The organism is Curtobacterium sp. MCBD17_023, from assembly GCF_003224415.1.
In the GTDB taxonomy this organism is placed as follows: Bacteria; Actinomycetota; Actinomycetes; order Actinomycetales; family Microbacteriaceae; genus Curtobacterium.
Map to the genome: position 1 here is coordinate 216,007 of NZ_QKLJ01000001.1, position 13,780 is coordinate 229,786.

The 13,780-nt window shown below is 74.6% G+C and carries 13 protein-coding genes; 6 read left to right on the forward strand and 7 right to left on the reverse strand.

All coding sequences use genetic code 11. The features are described from left to right. Window positions 1–71: 71 nt before the first annotated feature. Genes DEI84_RS01035 through DEI84_RS01055 form a run of 5 tightly spaced genes read left to right on the forward strand, consistent with a single transcriptional unit; the run spans window position 72 to window position 4,873 of the window. Window positions 72–950, forward strand: a complete 879-nt coding sequence (locus DEI84_RS01035; RefSeq protein ID WP_110889342.1) for an SIS domain-containing protein — start codon at window positions 72–74, stop codon at window positions 948–950. After that, window positions 950–1,927, forward strand: a complete 978-nt coding sequence (locus DEI84_RS01040; protein ID WP_110889343.1) for an ROK family protein — start codon at window positions 950–952, stop codon at window positions 1,925–1,927. Before DEI84_RS01035 ends, DEI84_RS01040 begins: the two co-directional genes overlap by 1 nt. Next, the gene (locus tag DEI84_RS01045; RefSeq protein WP_110889344.1) at window positions 1,924–3,048 is read left to right on the forward strand and encodes an N-acetylglucosamine-6-phosphate deacetylase; all 1,125 of its coding nucleotides are present in this window, start codon (window positions 1,924–1,926) and stop codon (window positions 3,046–3,048) included. The genes DEI84_RS01040 and DEI84_RS01045 overlap by 4 nt, the downstream gene beginning before the upstream one ends. Beyond that, window positions 3,045–4,040 (forward strand): 1-phosphofructokinase family hexose kinase, encoded by a 996-nt coding sequence (locus DEI84_RS01050; protein ID WP_110889345.1) that lies wholly within the window; start codon window positions 3,045–3,047, stop codon window positions 4,038–4,040. The genes DEI84_RS01045 and DEI84_RS01050 overlap by 4 nt, the downstream gene beginning before the upstream one ends. Continuing rightward, a complete protein-coding gene (locus DEI84_RS01055) occupies window positions 4,037–4,873 on the forward strand; it encodes a class II fructose-bisphosphate aldolase (RefSeq protein WP_110889346.1) in 837 nt (278 codons plus the stop codon). Before DEI84_RS01050 ends, DEI84_RS01055 begins: the two co-directional genes overlap by 4 nt. A 66-nt stretch (window positions 4,874–4,939) precedes the next feature. Here DEI84_RS01055 and DEI84_RS01060 read toward each other — a convergent pair whose 3' ends face one another. From DEI84_RS01060 to DEI84_RS01075, 4 genes are all read right to left on the reverse strand, one after another. Then, on the reverse strand, window positions 4,940–7,285 hold the full coding sequence (locus tag DEI84_RS01060; protein ID WP_110889347.1) for a S8 family serine peptidase: 2,346 nt from the start codon (window positions 7,283–7,285) through the stop codon (window positions 4,940–4,942). A 130-nt stretch (window positions 7,286–7,415) separates the two neighbouring features. Continuing rightward, window positions 7,416–8,813, reverse strand: a complete 1,398-nt coding sequence (locus DEI84_RS01065; RefSeq protein ID WP_110889348.1) for an L-serine ammonia-lyase — start codon at window positions 8,811–8,813, stop codon at window positions 7,416–7,418. Between the two features lie 75 nt (window positions 8,814–8,888). Beyond that, window positions 8,889–9,083, reverse strand: a complete 195-nt coding sequence (locus DEI84_RS01070) for a PspC domain-containing protein (RefSeq protein WP_110824345.1) — start codon at window positions 9,081–9,083, stop codon at window positions 8,889–8,891. Between the two features lie 106 nt (window positions 9,084–9,189). Continuing rightward, a complete protein-coding gene (locus DEI84_RS01075) occupies window positions 9,190–10,128 on the reverse strand; it encodes an NADP-dependent oxidoreductase (protein ID WP_110889349.1) in 939 nt (312 codons plus the stop codon). 90 nt (window positions 10,129–10,218) lie between these two features. Here DEI84_RS01075 and DEI84_RS01080 point away from each other — a divergent pair, with 90 nt between their 5' ends. Beyond that, the gene (locus DEI84_RS01080) at window positions 10,219–11,043 is read left to right on the forward strand and encodes a shikimate 5-dehydrogenase (protein WP_110889350.1); all 825 of its coding nucleotides are present in this window, start codon (window positions 10,219–10,221) and stop codon (window positions 11,041–11,043) included. Between the two features lie 121 nt (window positions 11,044–11,164). Here the strand turns inward: DEI84_RS01080 and DEI84_RS01085 are convergent, their stop codons facing one another. Genes DEI84_RS01085 through DEI84_RS01095 form a run of 3 tightly spaced genes read right to left on the reverse strand, consistent with a single transcriptional unit; the run spans window position 11,165 to window position 13,773 of the window. Further along, complete coding sequence (locus DEI84_RS01085) at window positions 11,165–11,608, reverse strand: SRPBCC family protein (protein WP_110824348.1); 444 nt, start codon at window positions 11,606–11,608, stop codon at window positions 11,165–11,167. 1 nt (window position 11,609) lies between these two features. Beyond that, window positions 11,610–13,055 (reverse strand): NAD(P)/FAD-dependent oxidoreductase, encoded by a 1,446-nt coding sequence (locus DEI84_RS01090; RefSeq protein WP_110889351.1) that lies wholly within the window; start codon window positions 13,053–13,055, stop codon window positions 11,610–11,612. 46 nt (window positions 13,056–13,101) lie between these two features. Beyond that, window positions 13,102–13,773, reverse strand: coding sequence for a hypothetical protein (locus DEI84_RS01095; RefSeq protein WP_110824350.1), 672 nt, complete (start codon window positions 13,771–13,773; stop codon window positions 13,102–13,104). Window positions 13,774–13,780 lie beyond the last annotated feature (7 nt).

Below are 13,780 nucleotides of genomic sequence, written 5' to 3' on the forward strand. Positions count from 1 at the left end.
GCATCGAGCACGATCGATCGTCATGCTGGCCGGTATCCGATCACACGGATCGGTCCGACCGGAAGGACACCATGTCCGACACCTTCGTGGGCGCCGAGCTGGCATCGCAGCCGGACTCCTGGCGCTCCGCCGCGGCCCTGCTGCCCTCGTTCATCGACGTCCTGCCCCAGCCGGGTGAGCGCGTCGCCGTCATCGGCTGCGGCACGAGCTGGTTCATCGCGATGAGCTACGCCGTCGCCCGCGAATCAGCGGGCCTCGGACAGACCGACGCGTTCGCCGGCTCCGAGTACCCCGTCGACCGGCAGTACGACCGCGTCGTCACCATCTCGCGCTCGGGCACGACCACCGAGATCATCGACCTGCTGCGTGCCCTGCCGGAGCAGCGCACCGTGCTGATCACAGCCGTACCGGACAGCCCCGCTGCGGCGGACGCGGACGCCGTCGTCGCGCTGCCGTTCGCCGACGAGCGCTCCGTGGTGCAGACCCGCTTCGCGACCACGGCGCTCGCGCTGCTCCGCGCCTCCCTCGGCGACGACGTCGAGGGCCTCGCCGACCAGGCCGAGACCGCGCTCACCCTGCCGATCGACGACCTGCTCGACGCCGAGCAGGTGACGTTCGTCGGCCGTGGCGCCGCGGTGGGCCTGACGTCCGAGGCCGCCCTGAAGACGCGTGAGGCCGCACAGTTCTGGGCCGAGTCGTACCCGGCGATGGACTACCGCCACGGCCCGATCGCGATCGCGCAGCCCGGTCGCCTGGTCTGGTCCCTCGGCGCCGTGCCGGACGGTCTCGCCGACGAGGTCGCCGCCACCGGTGCCCGCCTCGTGCACCACGACCTCGACCCGCTCGCCGGACTCGTCGTCGTCCACCGGTTCGCCGTCGCCCTCGCGGAGCGCCGCGGGCTCGACCCGGACCACCCGCGATCGCTGACCCGTTCGGTCATCCTCACCTGATGGCCGCGCGCGGGGCGGTGCTCGGAGTCGACGTCGGCGGCACGGGCATCAAGGCCCGACTGACCGCGGACGACGGACTGGTGCTCGACGAGCAGCGTGTCCCGACTCCCCGCGACGACCCCGCTGCCGACGCCCTCGCCGTCGTCGTGGCCGAGCTCGCCGTGCGCGCCGGCTCGGTCGCCCGTCAGCACGGCACGGGCCTCGGCGCCGTCGGCCTGGTCGTCCCCGGAGTGGTCGACGAGGCCGCCGGCCGCTCGGTGCTGTCGGTGAACCTCGGCTGGCAGGACGTGCCCGTGCGCCAGCGGGTGGCCGCGGCGCTCCGGGCGTCGGGCACCGACGTCCCGCTCGCGTTCGGCCACGACGTCCGCGCCGGGGCACTCGCGGAGGTGCGGGCCGGGGGACTCGACCGCGGCACGGTCGCGTTCGTCCCGGTCGGCACCGGGCTCGCGAGCGCCCTGGTCGTCGACGGCCGGGTCGTCAGCGGTGACGGCTGGGCCGGCGAGATCGGCCAGGTCCGCATCCCCCACGGGCCGCTCGCCGGCCTCCGGGTCGAGGAGGTCGCCTCGGCCGGTGCCGTCGCCCGCCGGTGCGGCGTACCGACCGCGCACGCGGCGATGCTCCGCGTGCGCGACGGCGAGCTCCGTGCCCGGCAGGTGTGGGACGACTGCGTCGACGTGCTCACGGACGCGCTGGCCTGGCTGACGGCCGTCGCGGGCTGTCACACGCTGGTCATCGGCGGTGGACTCGCGCAGTCCGGCCCACTCCTGCTCGACCCGCTCACCGCGGCGCTGACGGACCGGTTGGCGGGCGTCAGGGTCCCGGCCGTCGTCGGTGCACGGCACGGCGACGCAGCCGGCGCGATCGGTGCGGGCCTCCTCGCCGAGGAGCTGCTGGAACGAGACCTGCCGACCCGCCACCGGCGGGACGACGACCGCCCGCAGCAGCACGACGACGGGCCCACGGCGGTGTCGGCGTGACGACGCTCGTCCGCGCCCCACGGGTGGTCACCGCCGAGGCCGACCTGGTCGACGGCTGGATCGCGGTGACGGGGGGTCGTGTCACCGCGGTCGGGAGCGGCCCGGCGCCGACGTCCGACCGCGTGCTCGAGGCACCCGGCACCGTCGTCCCGGGGTTCGTCGACCTCCATGCGCACGGCGCCCTCGGCCACGACTTCGCCTCGTGCTCGGCCGACGAGGCCCGCGCCGCCGCCGCGCACCACGCCGGACTCGGGACCGCGCACCTCGTCGCCTCGATCGCGACCGGGACCGTCCCGGACACGGTCGCCGCGCTCCGCCGCCTCCGACCGCTCGTCGCCGACGGGACCCTCGCCGGGCTGCACCTGGAGGGGCCGTGGCTGTCGCCCGCTCGACGCGGCGCGCACGCGGTGTCCCTGCTGCACGCGCCGACCGCCGGCGAGGTCGACCTCCTGGTCGACGCCGGCGGCGCGGCCCTCCGGGTCGTCACGCTCGCACCCGAACTCCCCGGCGCGATCGACGCGATCCGCCGCCTGGTCGACGCCGGGGTCGTCGCCGCGATCGGGCACACCGACGCCGACACGGAGCAGGTGCAGCGAGCGGCCGACGCCGGCGCGACCCTGGTCACCCACCTCTTCAACGGCATGCCCCCGCTGCACCACCGTGAGCCCGGTCCGGTCGGGGTCGCCCTGGCGGACGAGCGGCTGACCGTGGAGTGCATCGTCGACGGCCACCACCTGGACCCGGTCGCCGTCGACCTGGTCCGCCGCGCCGCCGGTGACCGCATGGTCTTCGTCTCGGACGCGATGGCCGCCACCGGCTGCGCGGACGGGGCGTACCGGATCGCCGGGTCCGCCGTGGTCGTCGAGGGCGGTGTCGCGATGCTCGCCGACCGGTCCTCGCTGGCCGGCAGCACCATCACCGTCGGCGACGCCGTCGCCCGGGTCCTCGCCGCTCGTCCCGACAGCGACCGTCCCGGCCACGTCCGGGAGGCCGTGGTCGCCTCGTCCGTCCGGGCGTCCGCCGTGCTCGGCCTGCGTCCACCACTCACCGTCGGTGCTGCGGCCGACCTGGTCGTCATCGACCCCGCCGGCCGTCCCGTCGTCCTGGAGGTCCCCGCGTGATCGTCGTCCTCACCCCGAACCCGGCGGTCGACGTGACCTACCGCGTCGCCGAACAGTCCGTGGGCGTCACCCAGCGCGTGCTCGACGTCGACCGCCGACCGGGCGGGAAGGGCGTCAACGTGGCGCGGGTGCTCGACGCCGCCGGCGTGGCGACGACATCGGTCCTGCCGCTCGGCGGGACCACCGGCGCCTGGACCGCCGCGGCCCTGCAGCGCGACGGACTCGCGGTCACCGCGGTGCCGGTCGCCGGGGACACGCGCACCACGGTCACGGTCGTCGACGACCTCGTGCACCCGACGATGTACGGCGAACCCGGACCCTCGGTGACCGCGGACGAATGGGCCGCGGTGGGCGTCGCACTCCGCCACAGCTGGGCCACGGCGTCCGCGTTCGTCGTGTCCGGGTCCCTCCCGCGCGGCACCGACCCCGACGTGGTGCGCGCCTGGGTGCGCGACGCGGTCGACGCCGGGGTGCTCGTCGTGGCCGACCTGTCGGGTCCGGCGCTGCTCGAGGCCGCGTCCGCCGGGGCGTCGATCTGCAAGCCGAACCGCGACGAGCTCCTCGACGCCACCGGCGCCCGGGACGAACGGACCGGCGCCCTCGACCTGCTCGCACGCGGAGCCGGGATGGTCGTCGTCTCCGCGGGTGCCGCGGGCATCAGTGCGCACACGCTTGCCGGAGTCGTCACCGTCCCGGCCGTCCCCGACGTCCACGGCAACCCGACCGGCGCGGGCGACGCCGCGACGGCGGGGCTCGTCCTCGCCCTCACCGCATCCGGCAGCCGCACCACGTCGGGCGCCCAGCGGTCGGACCTCCTCGGGCACGACCTCCTCGGGCACGACCCCCTCGGGCACGACGTCGTCCGCCACGCCCTGCGTTCCGCCGCGGCGTACGGCGCTGCCGCGGTCCTGCGTCCCGTCGCGGGCGAGGTCGACCTCGACGCCGTCGACCGATTCCTGACCCAGCTCGACCGAACCGGGAGCACCACATGACCACCGGCCTCGCCCTGACCGGCCTCCTCGACACCGCCCGCACCGCCCGCCGGGGCGTCGGCGCCTTCAACGTCGTCCTCCTCGAGCACGCCGAGGCCATCGTGGCCGGTGCCGAGCAGGCCGGACTGCCGGTCGTCCTGCAGATCAGCGAGAACTGCATCCGCTACCACGGTGGGGTGACGCCGATCGTCACCGCGACCCAGGCGATCGCACGATCCGCCGACGTGGCGGTCCTGGTGCACCTCGACCACGTCGAGGACCGCGCACTCGTCCACGCCGGCATCGACCTCGGCGTCGACTCGGTCATGTACGACGGCTCGCACCTCGACTACGACGCCAACCTCGCCGCGACCCGGGAGCTCGCCGACGCGTGCCACACCGCCGGGATCGCGATCGAGGCCGAACTCGGCGAGGTCGGTGGCAAGGACGGTGTCCACGCACCCGGGGTCCGGACCGACCCGGACGACGCCGCCGCGTTCGTCGCGGCGACCGGTGTCGACGCCCTGGCGGTGGCCGTCGGCACCTCCCACGCGATGCAGACCCGTGAAGCGTCCGTCGACCGGGACCTGGTCGGCCGGCTGCGGGCCTCCGTCCCGGTGCCGCTCGTCCTGCACGGCTCGTCGGGCCTGTCCGATGACGAGCTCCGCGGTGCCGTCCACGCGGGCATGACGAAGATCAACATCTCCACGCACCTGAACGGCCTGTTCACCCGGGCGCTGCGGGACGTCCTCGACGACCGGCCGGACCTCGTCGACCCGCGCCGCTACGTGGCCGCGGGTCGGGACGCCGTCGCCGCCGAGACCGCCCGGCTGCTCACGCTCCTGGCCGGCTGAGCCGGACGAGCACCACCGGCGGACCCGCCGTCGGTCACGCGGAGCACGTCGAGCGGTCCGGTCCGCTCAACCCCGGGTGCGGCTCGCCCAGACCACCGTCGTGCCCTTCCGGAGCACCAGGTTGCCGTCCGACTGCATCCGCAGGACCATGCCGGCTCCCCCGCGCTCGGCCGTGCCGGTGGACCACCGCGTCTGGCCGAGCGGAGCCGCGAGCACCAGGTCGCCGCTCGGCAGCAGCAGGAGGGACGCCCCCGCGCCACCGCCGGACCTCCGGGACAGCACCCGGCTGCCGGAGCCGATCACCAGGTCCCCGTCGAAGCGCATGGTGAGCCGCCGGCCGCCGGAGGCGTCCCGCAGCGACTGACCCGGGACGAGCGTGGCCCCGGGGACGAGCCGGTCGGCACCGGGGGCCCGGTTGTGCCACAGCACGGCACCGTCCCGTGCGGTCACGCGGACGTCGCCGGCGTCGGTCACCGTCAGACGTGCGCCGCCCGAGGCGGTCCGTGCGGACGTGGACCAGAGGACCGCACCGGACGGCGCCACGACGGCGAGCCGCCCGGTGGTGCCGAGCCGCAGACCGGCACCCGCGGCACGCCCGCTGCTCTGCCAGAGCCGGCGGCCGTTGCCCCACTCGACCAGCGAGCCGTCCGCCTGCACGTCGAGCCAGTACTGGCCGTTCGGCGAGTGGATCGACGTCCCGGACGGCACGGTCCGGGTCCCCGAGGTCACGGCCGTCGCGCCCGCTCCCGCCGCGGCCGCGGTGGTGGTCGGCCGCGTGCAGTCTGCCGCGGTCGGGAGGAGCCGTCCGAGGGCGGACCACTTCGGCGAGCCGAGCCCGGTCGCCGCGTCCCAGCCCCGGGTAGCGGGCGCGGTGCCGTTGCTGCCGGTGACGACGTCCCGGAACGCGGTCGGGTTCGCGTACAGCGCCTGGTGCACGTCGCCCACGCCGACGGCGCACCCACGTGCGGTCAACGCGACGGCGAGCTGTCCGGCCAGCACCGGGGACGCCAGGCTCGTGCCGCCGCCGAGCACGAAGCCGTGCGCCGTCGACATGTACACCGCCGGACCCTTCGCCGGGTCGGCGAGCGCGGCGACGTCGGGCAGCATGCGCAGCGTGCCGGTGATGCCGGTGCCGGTCTGCCACGCGGGCCGGGCGTAGGCCGACGACGTGCCACCGCCGCCCGCGCCGAGGGAGTTCGACCACCCGGACTCGGTCCACCCGGCCTTCGTCTTGCTGAGCGACGTGCCGCCCACGGCCACGACCGCCGGCGAGGACGCCGGGTACGAGACGTCGCGGATGGTCGTCCTCGGGCCGGTCGGGCAACGGGCGCCGTCGTCACCGGTGGCGGCGAAGACCGTGGCGCCGGCTGCGACGATCCGCGACAGCGCCGCGTCGAGCGCCGCCCGTGCCCCGGCCGGGGTCTGCGTCTCACAGCTGCCCCACGAGATGCTGACCGCGGTGATGCCGGCGGTGCGGACGTCGTCGGCGATGCGGCTGTAGGCGTCGTAGCTGCCCTGGAACGAGTTCGGCGTGACGTACACCCGCTGACGGGCACCCGGCGCGACGGCGAGCAGCGCCTGCTGGTCGAGCGCGACCTCGGTCTCGCCCTGGTACCCGTCGCCCCGGTGCGGGTCGGCGCCGTCGACCGCGATCTGGTCGAGTGCGGGGAGCTTCCGTCCGGTCGCCGCGGCGTAGGCACTCAGGTCGTTGCGGTCCCAGCCGGAGAACTGCACGGTCGCGACCGTCGCGCCGGCGCCCGCGGTGGCCGACCCCGAGGACCGGTACGCGCTCGCCAAGGTGGCAGGGCCGTACCCGGCGGGGACGGCCGCGTGCGCCAGCGCCGGGCGCACGTCGAGCCCGAGCACGGCGACGACGCTCCCGCCGAAGGACTGTGGCAGGGTCGGTTCGGCGGTCGGGTGCATGCCGTCGCCGGTGCCGACCAGGTCGACGCCGAACAGGGCCTCCGCCTGGGCTGCGGTGCCGTGCGCCTCGACCTCCCACGTGTCCGGGTCGGTCACCGTGAAACCGGCGTCGGTCAGCACGGTCCGAGCGCGCGACCGGGCGTCCTCGACCGGTGCGACCGCCGCCACGGCGTCCGCGCGCTGGTCGACGGTGTCCCCGGCGGTCGCCCCGGGGAGCGCGGTGAGGGCGGCCGGGTCGACCGGCCGGAGCACGAGCGTCAGGTCGACCGCGGTGTCGCCGGGTGTCGCGCCGACGGTGGCGTCGGCCGGGGCGGGCACGCCACCGGTCGCGGGAGCGGGCACAGCGGTGCCGGCAGCAGGAGCGGTGGTCGCGGTGGCGGCCGCAGGAGCGGTGGCGGCGGGCAGCGCCTGCGCGGGGAGCCCCGTACCGGTGACGGCGAGCGCCACCACGACGGCGGTGGCGAGGAGGGTCGGCGTGCGGGGTGACATGAGCGATCGCTCCCGGAGGTCGGCGACGACGGCCGTCCCTGACCGTCGGTCCGAGCGGTGACGGACGCTGCACGCTAACGCGGGGCGGCACGACCGCCGCAGCCCCAGTTCCGGGGGCTGCGGCCGCGGTTCAGCAGAGCGGGACGTTCACCGCGAGACCACCCATCGCGGTCTCCTTGTACTTCGTCGACATGTCGGCACCGGTCTGCCGCATCGTCTCGACGACCTGGTCGAGCGAGACGTGGTGCACCCCGTCGCCGCGCAGCGCCATCCGGGCGGCGTTCACGGCCTTGTTCGCGGCGATGGCGTTGCGCTCGATGCAGGGGATCTGCACGAGGCCGCCGATCGGGTCGCACGTCAGCCCGAGGTTGTGCTCCATGGCGATCTCGGCCGCGTTCTCCACCTGCTCGGGGGTCCCGCCCAGGACCTCGGCGAGCCCGGCCGCCGCCATCGACGCCGCGGAACCGACCTCGCCCTGGCAGCCGACCTCGGCGCCGGAGATGGAGGCGCGCTCCTTGTAGATCGAGCCGATCGCACCGGCGGTGAGCAGGAACCGCACGACGGCGTCGTCGCGTTCCGCCCGGGACCCGCGTGCGACCGGTCCGACGTAGGTCAGGGCGTAGGCGAGCACCGCGGGGATGATCCCGGCGGCACCGTTCGTCGGCGCGGTGACGACGCGGCCGCCCGAGGCGTTCTCCTCGTTGACCGCCATCGCCGTGAGGTTCACCCACTCCATCGCGAAGAGCGGGTCGTGGTCCGGGTCGTCACGCGTGAGCTGCTCGTACCAGTCGGCCGCACGTCGGCGGACCTCGAGCCCGCCGGGCAGCGTGCCGGTGCGTCGGACGCTGCGCTCGACGCAGTCCTCCATCACGGCGTGGATGCGCAGGAGCCCGGCACGGACCTCGTCCTCGCTGCGGTGCGCGGTCTCGTTGGCGAGCGCCACACCGCTGACCGGGAGGCCCGTGGTCGCGCAGGCGGACAGCAGCTCGGCTCCGCTGGAGAACGGGTACGGCACCGCGTCCGTCTCGACCGGGATCGCGGTGCCGGCGACGTCCTCGCCCGGCTCCTCGTCCCCGTCGCGGGCGATGAACCCACCGCCGATCGAGTAGTACGTCTGGACGGCGGTCTCGGTCCCGGTCGCGTCGAACGTCCGGAGGCGCATCGCGTTCGGATGCCGCGGCAGCATCGTCAGCGGGTGCAGCACGACGTCGGCGAGCCGGAACGGCACGACGGTCCCGCTCGCCAGGGTCAGGCGTCCGGTGGACTCGAGGGCGGCGAGCGCGGCCGTCATCACGTCGGGGTCGACGTCCTCCGGGCGGTGCCCCATGAGCCCCACCGCGACGGCGCCGAGCGTGCCGTGTCCGTGACCGGTCGAGGCGAGCGAGCCGTAGAGGTCGACGCGGATGGACTCGACGGGTCCGTCCGCCGTCCGCGCGGCGAAGTCGGCGGCGGCGCGCATCGGTCCCACGGTGTGGGAGCTCGACGGGCCGACACCGATGCTGAACAGCTCGAAGACGGAGACCGGCACGACGACGAGCCTACGCCGTCCGGACGGGACGGCAGGGCTCCGGAACCGGGACCCGTGCGGGCGACCCCGGGGAGGTCAGCGGCGCTTCCCCTCGGTCGGCATCACGATCCAGAGCACCACGTAGGCGATCCAGAGCGGCCCGGGGAACAGGCTCAGCAGGACCCAGAGCACGCGGACGGCGGTGCGGGACCAGCCGAAGCGGTCGGCGATGCCGGCGCAGACCCCGGCGAGCAGGCGACCGGAGCGGGGACGGTGGAGTGTGTTCGTCATGTCCCCGACGCTACGGTGTCCCGCTGCGCGGCGGCACCCGGGCGGCACCCCGCCCCGGGGTGGGGGCAACCCCACCCCGGGCTGCACGGGCCTCCCGGCCGTCGCCCTACGGGAGCAGGACGATCTTGCCGCGGGTGTGGCGTTCCTCGAGCTGGGCGTAGGCGTCCTGCACCGCGTCGAGCGGGAAGGTCGCGGCGATCGGGACCTCGATCGACCCGTCGGCGACCATGTTCGCGAGTGCCGACAGGATCTCCGGGTCGGCGGTGTCCGTGCTACCGGACGCCTTCGCGCCCACCTCGGCCGCGGCGTCGAACGCGATGACCGTCTCGATGCGGTCGGCGGGGATCCCGAGCGTGATGCCGAGGTGCACGTACTCCGGGCCGAACGTGTCGATGAGCGCGTCGATGCCGTTGGTGGCGAGCTCGCGGATCCGGTCCTCGAGGCCGTCGCCGTACGCGACCGGGCGGGCCTTCTTCTCGCGCAGCCACTCGTGGTTCGCCTCGGAGGCGATCGCGATGACGTCGACGCCCTCGTTGGTGAGCAGCTGCGTGACGAACCCGCCCACGCCCCCGGCGGCACCGGACACGACGACGGTCTCGCCGGGCCGCGGGTCGACGGCGCGGACGGCCGCCGCGGCGGTGGTGGCGATCACGTCGAGGCCACCGGCGGCCTCCCACGAGAGCAGGCGGGGCTTCGGGACGAGCTGTCCGGCGGGGACGGAGACGTACTCCGCCTGGCTCGATCGCTCCCACGACCACCCGAGGACCTCGTCGCCCTCCTCGAACCCGTCGACGTCGAGGCCGATCGCGGCGACGGTGCCGGCGAGGTCGGTGCCCTGCCCGGACGGCAGCCGTTCGGGGTCGTGGTCGTCGACGAGGCCCTGGCGGATCGCGGTCTCGCCGGGGTTGACGCCGGCGGCGCGGACCTTCACGAGGACCCGCCCGGGGGCGACCTCGGGGACGGGGACCTCGGCCACGTGCAGGACCGCACGGTCGCCCCACTCGTCGAAGCGGACGGCGCGCATGGTGTCAGGGAGAGCAGTCATCCCGCGTCACGGTACGCCAGCACGCTGTCCCGCGCCCGGAGCGACACCACGTGGACCGCTCCATCGGCGGATTCGTGGGACACTGACGCCATGCCCATCCTCCACAAGGACATGCAGCTGTGCATCTCGCTCGCCGCCCGTCCGAGCAACATCGGCACCCGCTTCCACAACTTCCTCTACGACGAACTCGGCCTCGACTTCGTCTACAAGGCGTTCACCACGACGGACCTGCCCGGCGCCGTCGCGGGGATCCGGGCGCTCGGCATCCGCGGCTGCTCGGTGTCGATGCCGTTCAAGGAGGACGTGATCCCCCTCGTCGACGAACTCGAGGAGTCTGCCCGCGCCATCCGCTCCGTCAACACGATCGTCAACGACGGGGGCGTCCTCACCGCGTCGAACACCGACTACGAGGCCGTCGCGTCGTTGCTCGACTCGCACGGCGTCGACCGCTCCGCACGGGTCCTGCTGCGCGGCTCGGGCGGGATGGCGAAGGCCGTCACCGCGGCGTTCCGTGGTGCCGGGTTCGAGCGCCTGACCGTCGTCGCCCGCAACGAGGCGACCGGCAGTGCCCTCGCCGACCAGTACGGCTACGCCTGGGTCGCGGACGAGGACGAGGACGGTGCCGGCGACGCCGACCTGCTCGTCAACGTCACGCCGCTCGGCATGCGCGGCGACGACGAGGCGACGCTGTCGTTCACGCCGGAACGCATCACCGCCGCGCACACGGTCTTCGACGTCGTCGCGTTCCCCGCCGAGACGCCGCTCGTCCGGGCCGGTCGGGAGGCCGGTGCACACGTCATCACGGGCGCCGAGGTCATCGCGCTGCAGGCCGCCCGGCAGTTCGAGCGGTACACGGGCGTCGCGCTGACGGCCGACCAGGTCGCCCGCGCGAGCGCGTTCTCGCGGGAGGAGTAGCGCGAGGCGCCCCCGTCGCCGCGAGACGCCGTCGCCTCGCCGAGACGCCGCCGGATCCGGCGGCGTCTGGCGCAGGCCGCGGCGTCGCACGCGGACGGGGGCGTCCCGGTGCTCGCCAGCGTCAGTGGCTGCGCGCGCGCCCCGCAGCGACCCAGCCGAGTCGGCGGGCGGTCTCGTGGTTCCGGAACCAGATGCCGGGCTGCGCGATGAAACCCGGGACGAGCGACCCGGGGCCCTTCACCGGGTTCTCGCGGATCGTCACGCGGCAGCCGCGCGGGTGCGGCTCGACGTCGACCTCGACACGCGCCTCACCGACCGGCCAGCCCCGCGCCTGGATCACCATGTGGCGTGGCTCGTCGTACTCGAGGACGGTCGTCGTGTCGTTGATGACGAACGGCCAGACGCCGAACGAGTGGTGGATCTCCGTGCCGACCGCGGGCCACCCCGGGTCCTCGCCGCGCATCCGGGACGCGCCGACCACCCACGTCGGGTAGAGCCAGCCGTCGCGGAGGACGTCGAAGACCTCTTCGGGGGTGCAGTGGATGATCCGGACGTTCTTCGCCATGTCAGCTCCTCGGTGCCAGGTCGACGTCCACCGGCAGCCCGTAGGTGTGCCGGAGGGCGCTCTTCGCCGCGTGCCAGCCTGCCATCCCGTGCACCCCGGGCCCGGGAGCCGCGGACTGCGAGGCCAGGTACATGCCGCCGCCCATCCGCCACGGGTCGCTCGAGAGCACGGGACGCTTGACCAGCTGCCAGAAGCTCGCGGCACCGGAGGCGATGTCGCCGCCGGCGTAGTTCGGGTTGTACTGCTCCATGTCCGCCGCGGTCCGGCTGTTCGTCGCCACGATGGTGTCCCGGAAGCCCGGGGCGAAGCGCTCGATCTGGCGGATGACGGATTCCTGGTGGTCGACGGTCGAGCCGGCCGGGACGTGCGCGTACGCCCAGAAGACGTGACCGCCCTCCGGGGCCCGGCCCGGGTCGACGACGGTCGGTTCGGAGCCGAGGACGTACGGGCGCTCGGGGTCCTGCCCGCGGGCGACCTGCGCCTCGGCCTCGGCGATCTCGGCACGGGTGCCGCCGATGTGCACGGTGCCGGCGCGTCGGAGCTCCCGGTTCGTCCACGGCACCGGCTCGGACAGTGCGAAGTCGACCTTGGCCGCTGCGTTGCCGAACCGGAACCGACGCAGGGCCCCGCGCTTCGGTGTCGGCAACTGGTCCCCGGCGATGGCGAGCATGGTGGGGACGCTCGTGTCGAAGAACACCGCCTTGGCCGGGGTCAGGTCCCCGAGCGCGTGCACTTCGCGACCGGTCTCGATCGTGCCGCCGTGCGCGACGAGGTCCGCGGCGAGCGCGTCGACGATCGCCTGGCTCCCGCCGATGGGCACCGGCCACCCGCGGGCGTGGGCGTAGACGCCGAGCGAGAGTGCCGCGGCGGCCGTGGCGAGCGACGGCATGTGCTGGATGGAGTGCGCCGCGACGCCGCTGATCATCGCCGGGGCGACCTCGTCGCGGAAGCGAGCGTTCCACGCGCGGGTCCCCTGCTCGAGCGCACGGAGTCCGAAGCGGGCCACGGTCACCGGGTGTCGTGGCACGTGCAGCAGGGCGTCGGTGGCGAAGTCGGACACCTGGTCGGCGTTCCGCACGAGCGGGGCCATGAGCTGCCGGTAGGCGCGGCCGTCGAGGCCCAGGGCGTCGGCGGTCCGGTCGAGGTCCTGGTACGCGATGCCGGCCCGGCCGCCGTCGAGGGGGTGGCCGAACTGCACCTCGGGCAGGCGGAGCTCGATCCGCTGCTCCATGCCGAAGGCCCGGAAGAACTCGGACTGCAGCGCCATGGGGTGCACGGCCGAGCAGACGTCGTGCAGGTAGCCCGGGAGGGTCAGTTCCTTCGTCCGGGCACCACCGCCGATGGTGTCGTTCCGCTCGACCACCTCGACGCTGAGCCCGGCGCGGGCGAGGGTCACCGCCGCGGCCAGCCCGTTCGGTCCGGCTCCGACGACCACCGCATCAACCATGCGGGTGAGCCTACGGAGCGGCGGCTGGACGTGGTACCGGCCCCGGTCAGCTCGTGGTGGTGTCCGCCTCGGCCGGGTCCGTGCCGTCGTCCGACCCGTCCACGTCCGTCGGGTCGTCGTCGCCCACCGGCCGGCCCGTGCCCACCGGGTGCTCGGCGACCAGGGCCGCGAAGTCCTCGTCGAGGAGCTGTTGCACGCGCTCCTCCCGCCCGATCTCGTAGTCGTCGGCCGGCCGCTGCGCCCACCCGAGTCGTCCGACGACCGTGGTGCCGATGTCGTCCCAGGCCCGGGCCCGGGCGGCCAGCACGATGCCGTCGACGAAGTACTGGTCGTCACGCCGGGCGTCGAGCCGCTCGGCGAGTTCCTCGTAGGTGGCCTCGCGCGTCCGGAGCTTCAGGTCGTCGCCGCGGCGGTAGTCGTGCTGGTGCTGCGAGCGACCGCCCTGCTTGCTCGACCGGACCCGGATCGCCCGCATCCGCTCGGCGTCGGCACGCTGCTCCTCGGCCATCCGGTGCAGTTCCTGACGGGCGGCGTCGGCGATGAGGGCGTGGTCGAAGTACCCCTGGTCGCGCAGGGCGTTCGTGATGATGCGGTTCGCCACGGCCACGGTGACGGCGGCCTTCGCGATGAGGAAGCCCTCGTCCACGGCGCGCTTCAGTTCGACCTGGCTGACGGGTCGGTCGCGCACGTCGGGCTTGCGTCGTCCGAACAGTGCCATGCGACGA